Origin of the sequence: Streptomyces sp. AN091965 (assembly GCF_022698285.1) — a bacterium.
GTDB lineage: Bacteria > Actinomycetota > Actinomycetes > Streptomycetales > Streptomycetaceae > Streptomyces.
The window spans coordinates 8181295-8197292 of the sequence record NZ_JALDMY010000001.1 but is presented as its reverse complement, the minus strand read 5'-3'; the positions used below and the strand labels follow the sequence as shown (position 1 = coordinate 8197292).

1 protein-coding gene is annotated in these 15998 nt (G+C 74.4%); it reads right to left on the bottom strand.

The genetic code is table 11. The features are described from left to right. Nucleotides 1-33 precede the first annotated feature (33 nt). A complete protein-coding gene (locus MQV74_RS34305; RefSeq protein WP_242726778.1) occupies nucleotides 34-15978 on the bottom strand; it encodes a type I polyketide synthase in 15945 nt (5314 codons plus the stop codon). Nucleotides 15979-15998 lie beyond the last annotated feature (20 nt).

Here is a 15998-nt window from a genome sequence, read left to right as displayed (position 1 = left end):
GGGCGTGGCACCGGACCGGCCGGCCGGTTTCGGTCAGGACACGCCGAACTCCTTGTCGATGAAGTCGAAGACCTCGTCGGCGGACGCCGACTCCAGCTGCGAGGAGACCTTCTCGCCGTCGGCGGGCGCCTCGGCGTCGGTGCCCTTCCACTTCGCCATCAGCGCTTCGAGCCGCATCGTGATGCGCATGCGGTCGCCGTCGTCGGGCGCGATGGTGCCGAGGCCCGCCTCCAGGCGGTCCAGCTCGCGCAGCGTGGAGTCCACGCCGTCGGCGTCGTCCTGGAGCAGTTCCCCGCGCAGGTACTGGGACAGGACGGCGGACGTCGGGTGGTCGAACACGAGGGTGGCGGGCAGCCGCAGGCCCGTGGCCTTGTTCAGGCGGTTGCGGACCTCCACGGCCGTCAGCGAGTCGAAGCCCAGCTCACGGAAGGCCAGGTGGGCGTCTATCGACTCCGCGTCGCCGTAGCCGAGCACGGCGGCCGCGTGCGTGCGCACCAGGTCGAGCAGGATCATCTCCCGTTCGGGCTCGGTGAGCGGCGTCAGGCGGCGGCGCAGCTCGGCCGCCGCGTCGTCGCCGGTGTCGCCCCGGGTCTCCGTCTCGGCCGCCACGGACCGCTCGTACCGGCGCACCTCGGGGATGTCACCGATGAACGGGCTGGTCCTGGCCGAGGTGAAGGCGGGCGCGAACCGCTCCCAGTCCAGGTCGGCGACGGCGAGGAAGGTCTCGTCGTGCGCGACCGCCTGGGCCAGGGCCGCGACCGCGAGGTCCGGCGCCATCGGGCGCAGGCCGCGGCGGCGGAACTGCTCCTCGCCGTCGTCCCCCGCCATGCCGCCCCCGGCCCACAGGCCCCAGGCCACCGAGGTGGCGGTCAGGCCGCGGGCGCGGCGCTGCTCGGCGAGGGCGTCGAGGTGGGCGTTGGCGGCCGCGTAGGCGCCCTGGCTGCCGCTGCCCCACACGCCCGCGTTGGACGAGAAGAGCACGAAGGCGTCCAGTGCGTCTGCGGCCAGGAGCTCGTCGAGGTGCGCGGCGCCCGCGACCTTCGCCTCCAGGACGGCGGCGACGTCCGCCGCGGACATGTCCGCGAGGGGCTGGCCCTGGCCGACGCCTGCCGCGTGGAAGACCGAGCGCAGCGTGTGCCCGTCCTGGTTGAGCCGGTCCAGCAGCCCGGCGACGGCCTCGCGGTCGGCCACGTCGCAGGCCGCGATGGTCACCTTGGCGCCCAGCTCCTCCAGTTCGGCCTGGAGTTCCTCGGCGCCGGGCGCGTCCGGGCCGCGGCGGCTGGTGAGCACCAGGTGCTCGGCGCCCTCGCGGGCCAGCCAGCGCGCCACGTGCCCGCCGATCGCGCCCGTGCCGCCGGTGATCAGCGCGGTGCCGCGCGGCGCCCACTCGCGCGCCGCGCCGGCGTCGAGCGGGGCCCGCACGAACCGGCGTGCGACGACGCCCGCCTGGCGCACGGCGAGCTGGTCCTCGTCCCCGGCGCCCGCGAGGATCCCGGCGAGCTGGGCCGCGGCCCGGCCGTCGACGGTCTCCGGCAGGTCGACGAGGCCGCCCCAGCGGTCCGGGTACTCCAGCGCGGCGACGCGGCCGAGGCCCCACGCCTGCGCCTGCCCGGGCCGGGCCGGGGCGTCACCGCGGCCGGTGGCGACGGCGCCGCTCGTGACGGCCCACAGGCGGGCGCCGATCCCGGCGTCACCGAGGGCCTGCACCAGCGCGACGGTCCCCGCGAGCCCGGCGGCGACGCCCGGGTGGTCCGCCAGGGCGGACTCGTCGAGGGCGAGCAGGCTGAGTACGCCGCTCGGCTCCCCGTCCGCCGCCAGGGCGTGCTCGAAGAGGCGCGCGGTCAGGGTCTCGCGGGTCATCTCGCCCGTGGTGACGCGGAGTTCGTCGACGTGCGCTCCGGCCCGTACCAGGGCCGCCACGACCTCCGTGGCCTCCGTGGCCTCGGGCACGACGAGCAGCCAGCGGCCAGCGAGGCCGGTTGTCGGCAGGGCGCCCGCGAGGGGCTGCCAGTCCACCTGGTAGCGCCAGCTGTCGACGGTCGACCGCTCGCGCCGCTGCCGCCGCCAGGACGAGAGGACCGGGAGCACGGCGCCCAGCTCCGCGGCGGAGGAGTCCTCCACCGCGAGCTCCACGGCCAGCTGCTCCAGGTCCTCGCGCTCCACCGCGTCCCAGAACCGCGACTCGACCTCGTCCGTGGCCAGCGGCGCCTCGTCGGACGGCTCCTCCTGCGGGGCGAGCAGCCAGTAGTGGTCGCGCTGGAAGGCGTAGGTGGGCAGGTCGACGGTCGCGCGCGTGCCGGGGAGGAGGGCCTTCCAGTCCAGCTCGGCGCCGTGAGCGTGGGCTTCGGCGAGCGAGGCCGCGAGGCGGTCGGCGCCGCCCTCGTCACGCCGGAGGGAGCCGAGAGTGGCGGCGGGGCTGTCGGTCGCGTCGATGGTGGCCTGCACCGGGACGGTGAGCACCGGGTGGGGGCTCATCTCCAGGAACAGACCGTGGCCCTCGGCGAGCAGGCCACGGGTGGCGTGCTCGAAGAGAACGGTCTGGCGCAGGTTGCGATACCAGTAACCCGCGTCCATCAGGGTGCCGTCGGACAACCAGGCGCCCGTCAGGGTCGAATACAGCGGGACCTCGGCAGCCTGGGGGCTCACACCCTCCAGCGCCCGGCCGATCTGGGCCTCGATCTCCTCCACGTACGAGGAGTGCGACGCGTAGTCCACCGGGATCGTACGAGCGCGGACATCGCGGGCCACGCAGTGCGCGACCAGTTCCTCCAGAGCCTCCGGCTCGCCAGAGACCACCACCTGAGCCGGGCCATTGACGGCCGCGACCTCGATCCGGCCCTCCCAACCCTCGATCAGCCCGCGGACCTCGGCCTCGGGCAACGGCACCGACACCATGCCGCCCTTACCCGACAGCTCACGAATCGCCAGGCTCCGCAGAGCCACCACCCGGGCGGCATCCCGCAGCGAGAGCACGCCCGCCACACACGCGGCCGCGATCTCACCCTGACTGTGACCGACGACGGCGGCGGGCTTCACCCCGGCCGCCTGCCACACGGCAGCCAGCGACACCATCACCGCGAACAACACCGGCTGGACCACGTCGACCTGGTCGAACCGGTCGCCACCCAGCTCCTCCAGCAAGTCCCAGTCCACGAACTCGGCGAGCGCGTCCGCGCATTCACGCATCCGCTCCGCGAACACCGGGCTGGACTCCAGCAGCTCCACGGCCATCCCGGCCCACTGCGAACCCTGACCCGGGAAGACGAACACCGGGCGGACCGCGCCGCCGAGGGTGCGCCCGGACACCACCTGGGGTGTGACCTCATCCTGTGCGAGGCGCTCAAGGGCGGCGAGGAGTTCCTCGCGGTCGCGGCCGAGGACGACGCCCCGGTGCTCGAAGCGGGAGCGGGCCGCCGCGAGGGACCAGGCGACGTCGGCCGGTTCGAGGTCGGGGCGGGCGAGCAGGTGCTCGCGCAGCCGGGCCGCCTGGGCGCGCAGGGCGGGCTCGCCCTTGGCGGAGAGGGCGAGCGGGAGCACTCCGGCGACGACGGGCTCCGGCGCCCCGGTCTCCTCGTCGGCGACCGGCTCGTCGGCCAGGGGCGGCTGCTCCAGGATCACATGGGCGTTGGTGCCGCTCATGCCGAAGGAGGAGACGCCCGCGCGCCGGGGCGCGTCCGCGCGCTCGGGCCAGTCGCGGGCCTCGGTGAGGAGTTCGACGGCGCCTTCGGTCCAGTCGACCTCGGGCGTCGGCTCGTCGACGTGCAGGGTCTGGGGCAGGACGCCGTGCTGCATGGCGAGGACCATCTTCATCACGCCCGCCACGCCGGAAGCAGCCTGACTGTGCCCGATGTTGGACTTGATGGACCCCAGCCACAGGGGCTGTCCGCCCTCGGGCCGCTCCTGGCCGTAGGTGGCGAGGAGGGCCTGGGCCTCGATCGGGTCACCGAGGGTGGTGCCGGTGCCGTGGGCCTCGACCGCGTCCACGTCGGCGGCCGTCAGGCGGGCGTTGGCGAGGGCGGCACGGATCACGCGCTGTTGCGAAGGACCGTTGGGGGCGGTGAGGCCGTTGCTGGCGCCGTCCTGGTTGATGGCGGAGCCACGGACGACCGCGAGGACCTTGTGGCCGTTGCGGCGCGCGTCCGAGAGGCGCTCCAGGAGCACCAGGCCGACGCCCTCGGCCATGCCCATGCCGTCGGCGGCGGCCGCGAAGGCCTTGCACCGGCCGTCGTCGGCGAGGCCGCGCTGCTGGCTGAAGGCGATCAGGGCGCCGGGCGACGACATCACGGCGACGCCGCCCGCGAGGGCCAGCGAGCACTCGCCCTGGCGCAGGGCCTGCGCGGCCAGGTGCATCGCGACGAGCGACGACGAGCACGCCGTGTCGACGGTGACTGCGGGGCCTTCGAGGCCGAAGGTGTAGGCGATGCGGCCGGAGATGACGCTGGGCGCGCTGCCGGTGAGGATGTGGCCCTCGGCGCCCGCGGAGACCTGGCCGGGCGCGGTGCCGTAGTCCTGGTAGTTGGTGCCGACGAAGACCCCGGCGGTCTCGCCGCGTACGGCCTTGGGGTCGATCCCGGCGCGTTCGAACGCCTCCCAGGAGGTTTCGAGGAGGAGCCGCTGCTGCGGGTCCATGGCGAGGGCCTCGCGCGGCGAGATGCCGAAGAACGCCGGGTCGAAGGCGCCCGCGTCGTGCAGGAAGCCGCCGCCCCTGGTCGTGGTGGTGCCGGGGGTCTCCGGGTCCGGGTCGTAGAGGTGGGCGGTGTCCCAGCCGCGGCCCGCCGGGTAGCCGCCGACGACGTCGGTGCGGTCCTGGAGGACCTGCCACATCTGCTCGGGGCTGCTGATGCCGCCGGGGTAGCGGCAGCTCATGGCGACGATGGCGATGGGCTCGTCGGTGGCCGCTGCGACAGGCGCGACGGCGGCGGGGGCGGCGGCCGCGTCGGCGCCGAGGATCTGGGTGCGCAGATAGGCGGCCAGGGCGGTGCCGTTGGGGTGGTCGAAGACGACCGTGGTGGGCAGCTTCAGACCGGTGGCGGCGCCGAGCCGGTTGCGCAGGTCGACGGCGGTGAGCGAGTCGAAGCCGAACTCGCGGAAGGCCCGCTCCGGGTCGAGGGCCCCCGCGGACTCGTAGCCGAGGACCGCGGCGGCGTGCGTGAGCACGAGGTCGACCAGGACGCGGTCCCGCTCGGGCCCGGCGAGGCCGGTCAGGCGCTCGCGCAGCGCGGACGCCTTGGTCGAGGCCCCGCCGTCGGCGGTGTCGTCGTCCCCGGCTCCGCCCTGGGCGGCGAGGACGCGCTGGGCGTCGGGCAGGTCCGCGAGCAGCGGGCGGGCGCGGCGCGAGGTGAACACGGGCACGAACTGGTCCCAGTCCACGTCGGCGAGGGCGAGGAACGTCTCGTCGTCGTCCAGGATCTGCCGCATGCCCGCGAAGGCCAGACCGGGGTCGAGGAACGGCAGGCCCTGGCGGCGCAGCTGCTCGGGGTCGACGTCGACGGGCGCGCTGCCGCTGAGGTGGGGGTTGACGACGTTCCACACGCCCCAGGCGATCGAGGTGGCGGTCAGGCCGCGTGCCCTGCGGTGCTCGGCGAGGGCGTCGAGGTGGGCGTTGGCCGCGGCGTAGGCGGCGTGGTCGCCGCTGCCCCAGACGCCCGCGATGGACGAGAACAGCACGAACGCGTCGAGTTCCGCGGCCGCTTCGCCGTCCAGGAGCTCGTCCAGGACGACGGCGCCCGCGACCTTCGCCGCGACGATGTCGGCGAACTCCCCGAGCGTGGTGGTGGCGATCGGCGCCAGCTCGATGAGTGCGGCCGCGTGGATGACGGCGCGCAGGGTGTGCCCGTCGGCGGCGAGACGGCCCAGGAGCGCCGCGACGGCGTCGCGGTCGGCGACGTCGCAGGCCGCGATGGTCACCTGGACGCCCATCTCCTCCAGTTCCGCGCGGAGTTCGGCCGCGCCGGGCGCGTCCGGGCCGCGGCGGCTGGTGAGCACGAGGTGCTCGGCGCCCTCGCGGGCCAGCCAGCGGGCGATGTGCGGGCCGAGGGCTCCGGTGCCGCCGGTGACCAGGACGGTGCCGCGCGGCGTCCACCCTGAACCGGTCTCCCGGGCCGGGGCCGCGGGCTGGGCCCGGACGAGGCGGCGCACGAGGACGCCGGAGCCGCGCACGGCGAGCTGGTCCTCGTCGCCGGCGCCCGCCAGGATCCCGGCGAGCCGGGCCCCGGTACGGCTGTCGGGGGCCGGCGGCAGGTCGACGAGTCCGCCCCAGCGGTCGGGGTGCTCCAGGGCGACGACGCGGCCGAGGCCCCAGGTCTGCGCCTGGGCGGGGCTCTGCACCCGGTCGCCCCGGCCGGTGGACACGGCACCGCTGGAGAGGGCCCACAGCCGGGCCTCGACGCCCGCGTCGCCGAGGGCCTGCACCAGCGCGACGGTACCGGCGAGCCCGGCGGGCAGCACGGGGTGCGCCGGGTGGGGCTCTTCGGCGAGGGCGAGCAGGGAGACGACGCCCGCGAGCCCGGCGGTGTCGGCGACGCCGTCGCGCAGCCGTGCGGCCAGCGCGTCGCGCGTCAGCTCCGCGCCGGTGACGTGGAGTTCGACGGCTTCGGCACCGGCCTGCGCCAGCGCCTCCAGGGCACCCGCGGTCCACGGGTGCGCGGCCGCCTCCTCGGGTACGACGACCAGCCAGCGACCGGTGAGGACCGGGCCCGGGAGGCTGCCCGCGAGGGGCTTCCAGTTCACGGCGTAGCGCCAGCTGTCGATCGTGGACCGCTCGCGCCGCTGCCGCCGCCACGACGACAGGACGGGCAGGACGGCGCCGAGTTCGGCGGCGGAGCCGTCCGCCACCTCCAGCTCGGCGGCGAGCTGCTCCAGGTCCTCGCGCTCGACGGCCTCCCAGAAGCGCGCCTCGACCTCGTCCACGACGACGGCGGGCTCGGCGCCCGGCTCGGCCTCCGGGGACACCAGCCAGTAGTGCTGGTGCTGGAAGGCGTACGTGGGCAGGTCGACGAGGGTGCCGGGGACGAGGGCCCGCCAGTCGAGGTCCGCGCCCTGCGCGTAGGCCTCGCCGACCGAGGCCATGAGCCGGTCGGCGCCGCCTTCGTCACGGCGCAGCGAACCGAGGGCGACGGCCGCCCCTTCGCGCCCGACGGCCTCGATGGTGGCCTGAACCGGGACGGTGAGGACCGGGTGGGGGCTCATCTCCAGGAACAGACCGTGACCCTCGGCCAGCAGACCACGGGTGGCGTGCTCGAACAGGACGGTCTGGCGCAGGTTGCGATACCAGTAACCCGCGTCCATCAGGGTGTCGTCGGACAGCCAGGCGCCGGTCAGCGTGGAGTACAGCGGAACCTCGGCAGCCTGCGGGCTGACACCCTCCAGCGCCCGGCCGATCTGGGCCTCGATCTGCTCCACGTACGAGGAGTGCGAGGCGTAGTCCACCGGAATCGTACGAGCACGGACGTCCTGGCCGACGCACTGCGCGACCAGCTCCTCCAGGGCCTCCGGCTCGCCAGAGACCACCACCTGGGCCGGGCCGTTGACGGCCGCGACCTCAATACGGCCCTCCCAACCCTCGATCAGCTCACGCACCTCGGCCTCGGGCAACGGCACCGACACCATGCCGCCCTTACCCGACAACTCACGAATCGCAAGGCTCCGCAGAGCCACCACCCGGGCCGCATCCCGCAGCGAGAGCACGCCCGCCACACACGCGGCCGCGATCTCACCCTGACTGTGACCGACCACAGCGGCAGGCTTCACCCCGGCCGCCTGCCACACCGCAGCCAGCGACACCATCACCGCGAACAACACCGGCTGGACCACATCGACCTGGTCGAACCGGTCGCCGCCCAACTCCTCAAGGAGGTCCCAGTCCACGAACTCCGACAGAGCATCCGCGCACTCCCGCATGCGCTCCGCGAACACCGGCGACTCGTCGAGCAGTTCGCGAGCCATCCCGGCCCACTGCGAACCCTGACCCGGGAAGACGAACACCGGGCGGACGGTGTCGCTCTGGGCGCGGCCCACGACCACGCCCTGCGCGGCCGCGTCGTCCCGCTCCAGGCCTTCGAGGGCGGCGAGCAGTGCCTCGCGGTCCCGGCCGAGGACGAGGCCCCGGTGCTCGAACCGCGACCGTGCGGCGGTCAGCGACCAGGCCACGTCGGCGGGCGCGAGGCCGGTGTGGGCGGCGAGGTGCTCGCGCAGCCGTCCGGCCTGGGCCCGCAGTGCCTCGGGCGTCTTGCCCGAGAGAGCCAGCGGGATCACGCCGGAGACCACCGACGGCGCGGGGGCCTCGGCGGCCGCGGGCCGCTCGGGCTGCTCCGGCGCCTCGATGATCACGTGCGCGTTGGTGCCGCTGACGCCGAACGAGGAGACGCCCGCGCGGCGCGGCGCGCCGTCCCGGTCGGGCCAGGCGCGGGACTCCGCGAGGAGCTCCACGGTCCCGGCCGACCAGTCCACTTCGGGGGTCGGCGCGTCGAAGTTCAGGGTCTGCGGCAGGACGCCGTGGCGCATGGCCATGACCATCTTGATGACACCGGCGACACCGGCGGCGGCCTGGGTGTGGCCGATGTTGGACTTCACCGAGCCGAGGAGCAGCGGCCGCTCGGCGGGGCGCTGCTTGCCGTAGGTGGCGATGAGCGCCTGGGCCTCGATCGGGTCGCCCAGGGGCGTGCCGGTGCCGTGGGCCTCGACCGCGTCCACGTCGGCGGTGGTGAGGCGGGCGTTGGCGAGGGCCTGGGTGATCACCCGCTGCTGGGACGGGCCGTTGGGCGCGGTCAGGCCGTTCGACGCGCCGTCCTGGTTCACGGCGGAGCCCCGGACGACCGCGAGCACCGGGTGGCCGTTGCGGCGCGCGTCGGAGAGCCGCTCCAGGACGAGCATGCCGACGCCTTCGCCCCAGCTGGTGCCGTCGGCGGCGGCCGCGAACGGCTTGCAGCGGCCGTCGGGGGCCAGGCCGCGCTGGCGGCTGAACTCCAGGAAGGTGCCCGCCGTGGGCATGACCGTCACACCGCCCGCGAGCGCCATCGTGCATTCGCCCTGCCGCAGCGCCTGCGCGGCCAGGTGCAGGGCCACGAGCGACGACGAGCAGGCCGTGTCGACGGTCACCGCCGGGCCTTCGAGGCCGAAGGAGTACGAGATGCGGCCCGAGGCGATGGCGCCCGAGCTGCCGGTGCCGAGGTAGCCGCCGAGGTCCTCGGGGACGCTGCTGAGCTGGGAGCCGTACTCGTGGTAGATGAGCCCGGCGAAGACGCCCGTAGGGCTGCCGTGCAGGGTCGCCGGATCGATGCCCGCGCGCTCGAACGCCTCCCAGGAGGCCTCCAGGAGGAGCCGCTGCTGCGGGTCCATGGCGAGGGCCTCGCGCGGCGAGATGCCGAAGAACGCCGCGTCGAAGTTGCCCGCGTCGTGCAGGAAGCCGCCCTCGCGGGCGTACGTGGTGCCGACCTGATCGGGGTCGGGGTCGTACAGGGACGCGGTGTCCCAGCCACGGCCCTCCGGGAACTCGCTGATGGCTTCCTCGCCGTCGGTGAGGAGCCGCCACAGGTCTTCGGGGCTGCCCACGCCGCCGGGGAAGCGGCAGCTCATGGCGACGATGGCGATCGGCTCGTCCTGGGCGGCGGCCACGGCCACCGGTGCCGTGGCGCCCGCCGCCGCGGACTCCCCCAGGCCGCCGAGGAGTTCGCCGCCCAGGTACTGGGCGAGGACCTTGGGCGTGGGGTAGTCGAAGACGAGGCTGGCGGGCAGGCGCAGCGCGGTGGCGCCGTTGAGGCGGTTGCGCAGCTCGACGGACGTGAGCGAGTCGAAGCCGAGCTCCTTGAACGCCTTCGTGGGCGCGACGTCCTCGCCGGAGGCGTAGCCGAGGACGGCGGCCACCTGGGCGCGGACGAGGTCGAGCAGGGCGCGCTCGCGGTTCTCCGGCGGCAGCGCGGCCAGCTGGTCGGCGAGCGAGGTGCCCGCCGCGGCGGGTCCGGCCTCGACGACGCGCCGGGTGCGGGCGCCGCCGCGGATGAGGCCGCGGAACAGCGGCGGCACGTCACCACCGAACTGCCGACGCAGGACGTCGGTCCGCAGCTTCATCGGCACGAGGGCGCCGTCGGCCTGGGCGAGGGAGGCGTCAAGCAGGGCGAGGCCCTCCTCGGCGGACAGGGCCGCGACACCGGCCCGGCTCATGCGCTCCAGATCGTCGTCGGCGAGGGCTCCGGCCATACCGCCCTGGTCGGCCCACAGGCCCCAGGCCAGCGAGGTCGCGGGCAGACCCTGAGCACGCCGGTACTGGGCCAACGCGTCCAGGAACGCGTTGGCAGCCGCGTAGTTGGCCTGCCCCGCACTGCCCAGCACACCAGCAGCCGAGGAGAACAGCACAAACGCCGACAGGTCCAGATCGGCCGTCAGCTCATGCAGGTTCACCACAGCGTCCACCTTCGGACGCAGCACCGTGTCCAGACGTTCGGGAGTGAGGGAGGTCAGGATGCCGTCGTCGACGACACCGGCCACGTGCACGACCGCGCTCAGCTCCGAGCGCACCCCCTCCAGAAGCACGGCCAGGGCCTCGCGGTCGGCGACGTCACACGCCGCGATCCGCACCCGTGCACCCAACTCCTCCAGCTCGGCCCGGACTTCACCCGCACCGGGAGCGTCCTCACCGCGCCGGGAGACCAACAGCAGGTCCCGTACACCGCGCTCACCGGCCAGGTGCCGGGCCACAACCCGGCCCAGCCCACCCAGGGCACCCGTGACGAGCACGGTTCCCTCGGCCTTGAAGACCGGCGGCAGGGTGAGCACGACCTTGCCGACGTGCCGGGCCTGGCTGAGGTAGCGGAACGCCTCCGGCGCCCGACGCACGTCCCACGCCTTCACCGGCAGCGGCGTCAGCACACCCCGCTCGAACAGGCCGAGGACCTCGGTCAGCATCTCCTGGATGCGGTCGGGCGACATCTCGGCGAGGTCGAAGCTCTGGTACGCCACGCCGGGGTGGGCGGCGGCCACGGCCTCGGGGTCGCGGAGGTCGGTCTTGCCCATCTCCACGAAGCGCCCGCCGCGCGGCAGCAGCCGCAGCGAGGCGTCCACGAACTCCCTGGCCAGGGAGTTGAGCACCACGTCCACGCCCTGCCCGTCGCTGGCCGCGAGCACGGCCGCCTCGAAGTCCAGGGTCCGCGAGGAGGCGATGCGGGAGTCCTCGACGCCGAGGCCCCGCAGGACGTCCCACTTGCCCGCGCTCGCCGTGCCGTACACCTCAGCGCCGAAGTGCCGCGCCAGCTGCACCGCGGCCATGCCCACACCACCGGCGGCCGCGTGCACCAGGAGGGACTGGCCCTCCCGGAGGTCGGCCAGGTCGCGCAGCGCGTAGTAGGCGGTCAGGAACACCGTCGGTATGGACGCGGCCTGTGCGAAGGACCAGCCCTCGGGGATCCGCGCCACCATGCGCTCGTCGGCCACGGCGAGCGGGCCGAAGCCACCGTCGATGAGGCCCAGGACGCGGTCGCCGACGGCGAGGCCGCTCACCTCGGAGCCCACCTCCACGACGACACCGGCACCCTCGGTGCCCATCACCGCGGCGCCCGGATACATGCCCAGGGCGATCAGCGCGTCACGGAAGTTGACGCCCGCCGCGCGCACCTCGACGCGCACCTCACCCGCGCCCAGCGGCCGTCCGGCCCACTCCGGGGCGTCCTCGGCGACGGGGAGCAGCGCCAGGTTCTCCAGCGTGCCCCGGTCCGTGACGCCGAGCTGCCAGGACTGTCCGGCCGGGGCGGCGAGGGTCGCGACGCCCGTGGCGGCACGCATCAGGCGCGGCGCCCACACCACGTCGCCGCGCACCGCGATCTGCGGCTCGTCGAGGTCCAGGGCGCCCGGCAGCAGCGCGAGAGCGGCCTCCGTGCCGTCGGTGTCGGCCAGGACGATCCGGCCCGGGTTCTCCGACTGCGCGGACCGCAACAGACCCCACACCGGAGCGTCTACCAGACCGGCAGCCGACACCACGTCACCGGCACCCACACCCACCGCACCGGACGTCACCACGACCAGACGGGAATCCTCACCGCCCTCGAAGGACAGCCACTCCCCCGCCACCGTCAGGACGGCGTCGAGGGACGTGCGCACCGCGGCGGCCGTACCGCCCCCGTGCTCCCCGCCGACGCAGGTGACGAAGACGGACTCCGGCACGGCAGCCCCGTCCCCGACCGCCTCCGCGAGCGCCGCCACATCCGCGTACGCCGCCACCGTCGCACCGGCGCCCTCCAGAGCACCCCGCAGACCCCACTCGTCCACACCCAGCACCGCATACGCGGCACCGGCCGTCACGGCGGGCGCGGACACCACGCTCCAGTCGACCCGGAACAACGAGTCGTCGTCGGTGCCGGACGCGGCGTCCAGTTCACCGGTCGCGAGGGCCCGCAGGACGAGGGAGTCCACGGCGGCGACCGGCTGGCCGGTCTCGTCCGCGGCGACCAGGGCCACCGCTCCGGACTCGGCGGGCGTCAGCCGGACCCGCAGCGTCGCGGCGCCGCTCGCGTACAGCGACACACCGGTCCAGGAGAACGGAAGCCGCGCGCCCGCCCCGTCCGCGCCGACCGCGCTGAAGGCGAGGCCGTGCAGGCTCGCGTCGAGGAGCGCCGGGTGCAGGCCGTACGCACCGGCCTCGTCGCGCTCGGCCTCCGGAAGGGCGACCTCCGCGAAGACCTCGTCGCCGCGCCGCCAGGCCGCACGTATGCCCTGGAACACCGGCCCGTAGCCGAGGCCCGCGGCGGCGAAGCCCGCGTAGAGCTCACCGGTGTCCACGGCGGTGGCACCGGTCGGCGGCCACTGCGCGAGGTCGGCGTCCTGCCGCGCGGCGCGACCGGCCTCCCCGACGGCGAGGACACCCGCCGCGTGCCGGATCCACGGCTCGTCCGGTACGTCGTTCTGGCGCCGCGAGTGCAGCGTGAAGGTGCGGCGGCCGGACTCGTCCGGCTCCTCCACCCACAGCTGGAGCTGTACGCCGCCGTCATCCGGCAGGACGAGCGGGGCTTCCAGGATCAGCTCTTCGAGCAGGTCGCAGCCGACCTCGTCACCGGCCCGCACGGCCAGCTCGACGAAGGCCGTGCCGGGCAGCAGCGTCCGCCCGGCGACGACGTGGTCGCCGAGCCAGGGGTGCGCGTCGGCCGACAGCAGGCTCGTGAACAGGCGCGCCTCGCTCCCGGCCACCTCGACGGCCGCGCCGAGCAGCGGGTGGTCGGCGGCGGCGAGCCCGGCCGAGGTCACGTCGCCGGTGAGGGCCGGGGCGTGCAGCCAGTAACTCTGCCGCTGGAAAGCGTACGTCGGCAGGTCGACGCGGCGCCGCGACTCGACCGGCGCGTACAGCGGCGCCCAGTCGACGGCGATGCCGCGCACGTGCAGCTGCGCGAGCGCCGTGAGGAACGCGTCGGCCTCGGGGCGGTCCTTGCGCGTGGCCGCGATGAGCCCCGACTGGCTCTCGGGCTCGGTGAGCGTGTCGTGGGCCATTGCGGTCAGGACGGAGTCCGGGCCGAGTTCGAGGAGGGTGCCGACGCCGAAGCCGGTCAGGGCGTTCAGGCCGTCGTGGAAGCGGACCGCCTCACGGATGTGGCGGACCCAGTACTCCGGGTCCTTCAGCTCGGCGGCCTGAGCGAGCGCACCCGTGAGGTTGGAGACCACCGGGAGCGTCGGGTTTTGGTACGTCAGCTTGGCCGCGACCTCGCGGAAGTCATCCAGCGCCGGGTCCATCAACGGCGAGTGGAAAGCGTGGCTGACCTTCAGCCACTTCACCTTCCGGCCGTCACCCCGAAGCGTCTGCTCCAGGCCTTCGAGAGCCGCCCGGTCACCAGAGAGCACCAGCTGGGACGGGCCGTTGACGGCGGCCACACCCACACGCTCCGACAGGAGCGGCAGCACGTCCGCTTCCGTGGCCTGCACCGCCAGCATCGCCCCGCCCTCGGGCAGGGCCTGCATCAACCGCCCACGCGCAGCCACCAGTTGAGCCGCATCCTCCAGCGACCACAATCCAGCCACGTACGCGGCAGCCAGCTCACCGATCGAGTGCCCGCCCACGATCTCCGGACGTACGCCGAAGGACTCCGCCAGACGGAACAGGGCGACCTCAACAGCAAACAACGCGGGCTGCGCGTAACCGGTCTGCTCCAGCAGGTCCGCGTCCGCACCGAACATCACGCTCTGGAGCGAACGTTCTATCCACGGATCTATATGAGCACACACCTCGTCCAACGCATCCGCGAACACCGGGAACGTCTCGTACAACTCACGGCCCATGCCCAGGCGCTGACTGCCCTGGCCGGTGAAGACGATGCCGAGGCGGCCCTCGGCCACCGCGCCCGTCACGGCGGCCGGGCCGCCGGTGGCCAGCGACTCCAGGCCGGTCAGGAACTCCTCGCGGGTGCGGCCGAGGACGACCGCCCGGTGCTCGTGCAGGGCGCGGGCCGACAGGAGCGACCAGCCGACGTCCACGGCGTCCTGGCCGGGGTCGCCCGCGACGTGCTCGCGCAGCCGCTCGGCCTGCTCCCGCAGCGCCTCCGCGCTGCGCGCCGACACCAGCCACGGCACGGCCGTGACCGGCGCGACCGGCTCCACGGCCTCCGTCGGCTCCTCGACCGGCGCCTGCTCCACGATCACATGGGCGTTGGTGCCGCTCACGCCGAAAGAGGAGACACCGGCGCGGCGCGGCACGCCGTCCTCGCGCTCGTCCCACGGCCGCGGCTCGGTGAGCAGTTCCACCGCACCCGCGGCCCAGTCGACGTGGGTGCTCGGGCGGTCCACGTGCAGCGTCCGGGGCAGGACGCCCTCGCGCATCGCCATGACCATTTTCATGATGCCCGCGACACCGGCGGCGGCCTGCGTGTGCCCGATGTTGGACTTGATGGAGCCCAGCCACAGCGGCTGGCCCTCCGGCCGCTCCTGGCCGTAGGTGGCGAGGAGTGCCTGCGCCTCGATCGGGTCGCCCAGGGTGGTGCCGGTGCCGTGGCCCTCGACGGCGTCGATCTGCTCGGGGGCGAGGTGCGCGTTGGCGAGGGCCTGGAGGATGACGCGCTGCTGGGAGGGGCCGTTGGGGGCGGTCAGGCCGTTGCTGGCGCCGTCCTGGTTGACGGCGGAGCCCCGTACGACGGCCAGGACCTCGTGGCCGTTGCGGCGGGCGTCCGAAAGCCGTTCCAGGAGGAGCAGGCCGACACCTTCGCCCCAGCCGGTGCCGTCGGCGGCCTCGGCGTACGGCTTGCAGCGGCCGTCGAGGGCGAGGCCGCGCTGCTTGCTGAAGTCGACGAAGGTGCCGGGCGTGAACATCACGGTCACGCCGCCCGCGAGCGCGAGCGAGCACTCGCCCTGGCGCAGCGCCTGGACAGCGAGGTGCAGGGCGACGAGCGAGGAGGAGCACGCCGTGTCGATGGTGACGGCGGGGCCCTCCAGGCCGAAGGTGTAGGCGACCCGGCCGGAGACGATGCTGCTGGACGCGCCGGTGCCGAGGTAGCCCTCGACGTCCTCGGGCACGGAGTGCAGACGCGAGGCGTAGTCGTGGTACATGACACCCGCGAAGACGCCGGTGCGGCTGCCGCGCAGCGAGGCCGGGTCGATGCCCGCGCGCTCGAACACCTCCCAGGAGGTCTCCAGGAGCAGCCGCTGCTGCGGGTCGGTGGCCAGCGCCTCGCGCGGCGAGATCCCGAAGAACGAGGCGTCGAACTCGTCGGCCTCGTGCAGGAACCCGCCCTCGCGGGCGTAGGACGTACCGGAGTTGTCGGGGTCCGGGTCGTAGAGCGCGTCGGCGTCCCAGCCGCGGTTGGTGGGGAACGGCGTCAGGGCGTCGGTGCCCTGCGCGACGAGCCGCCACAGCTCCTCGGGAGTGCGGACGCCGCCGGGGTAGCGGCAGCTCATCGCGACGATCGCGATGGGCTCCTGGTCCCGCTCCTCCACCTCGCGCAGACGGCGACGAGCTTGACGCAAGTCGGATGTCGTCCGCTTGAGGTAATCCCGAAGCTTCTCCTCGTTCGACATCTCTGGTCAGCTCCTCGTGG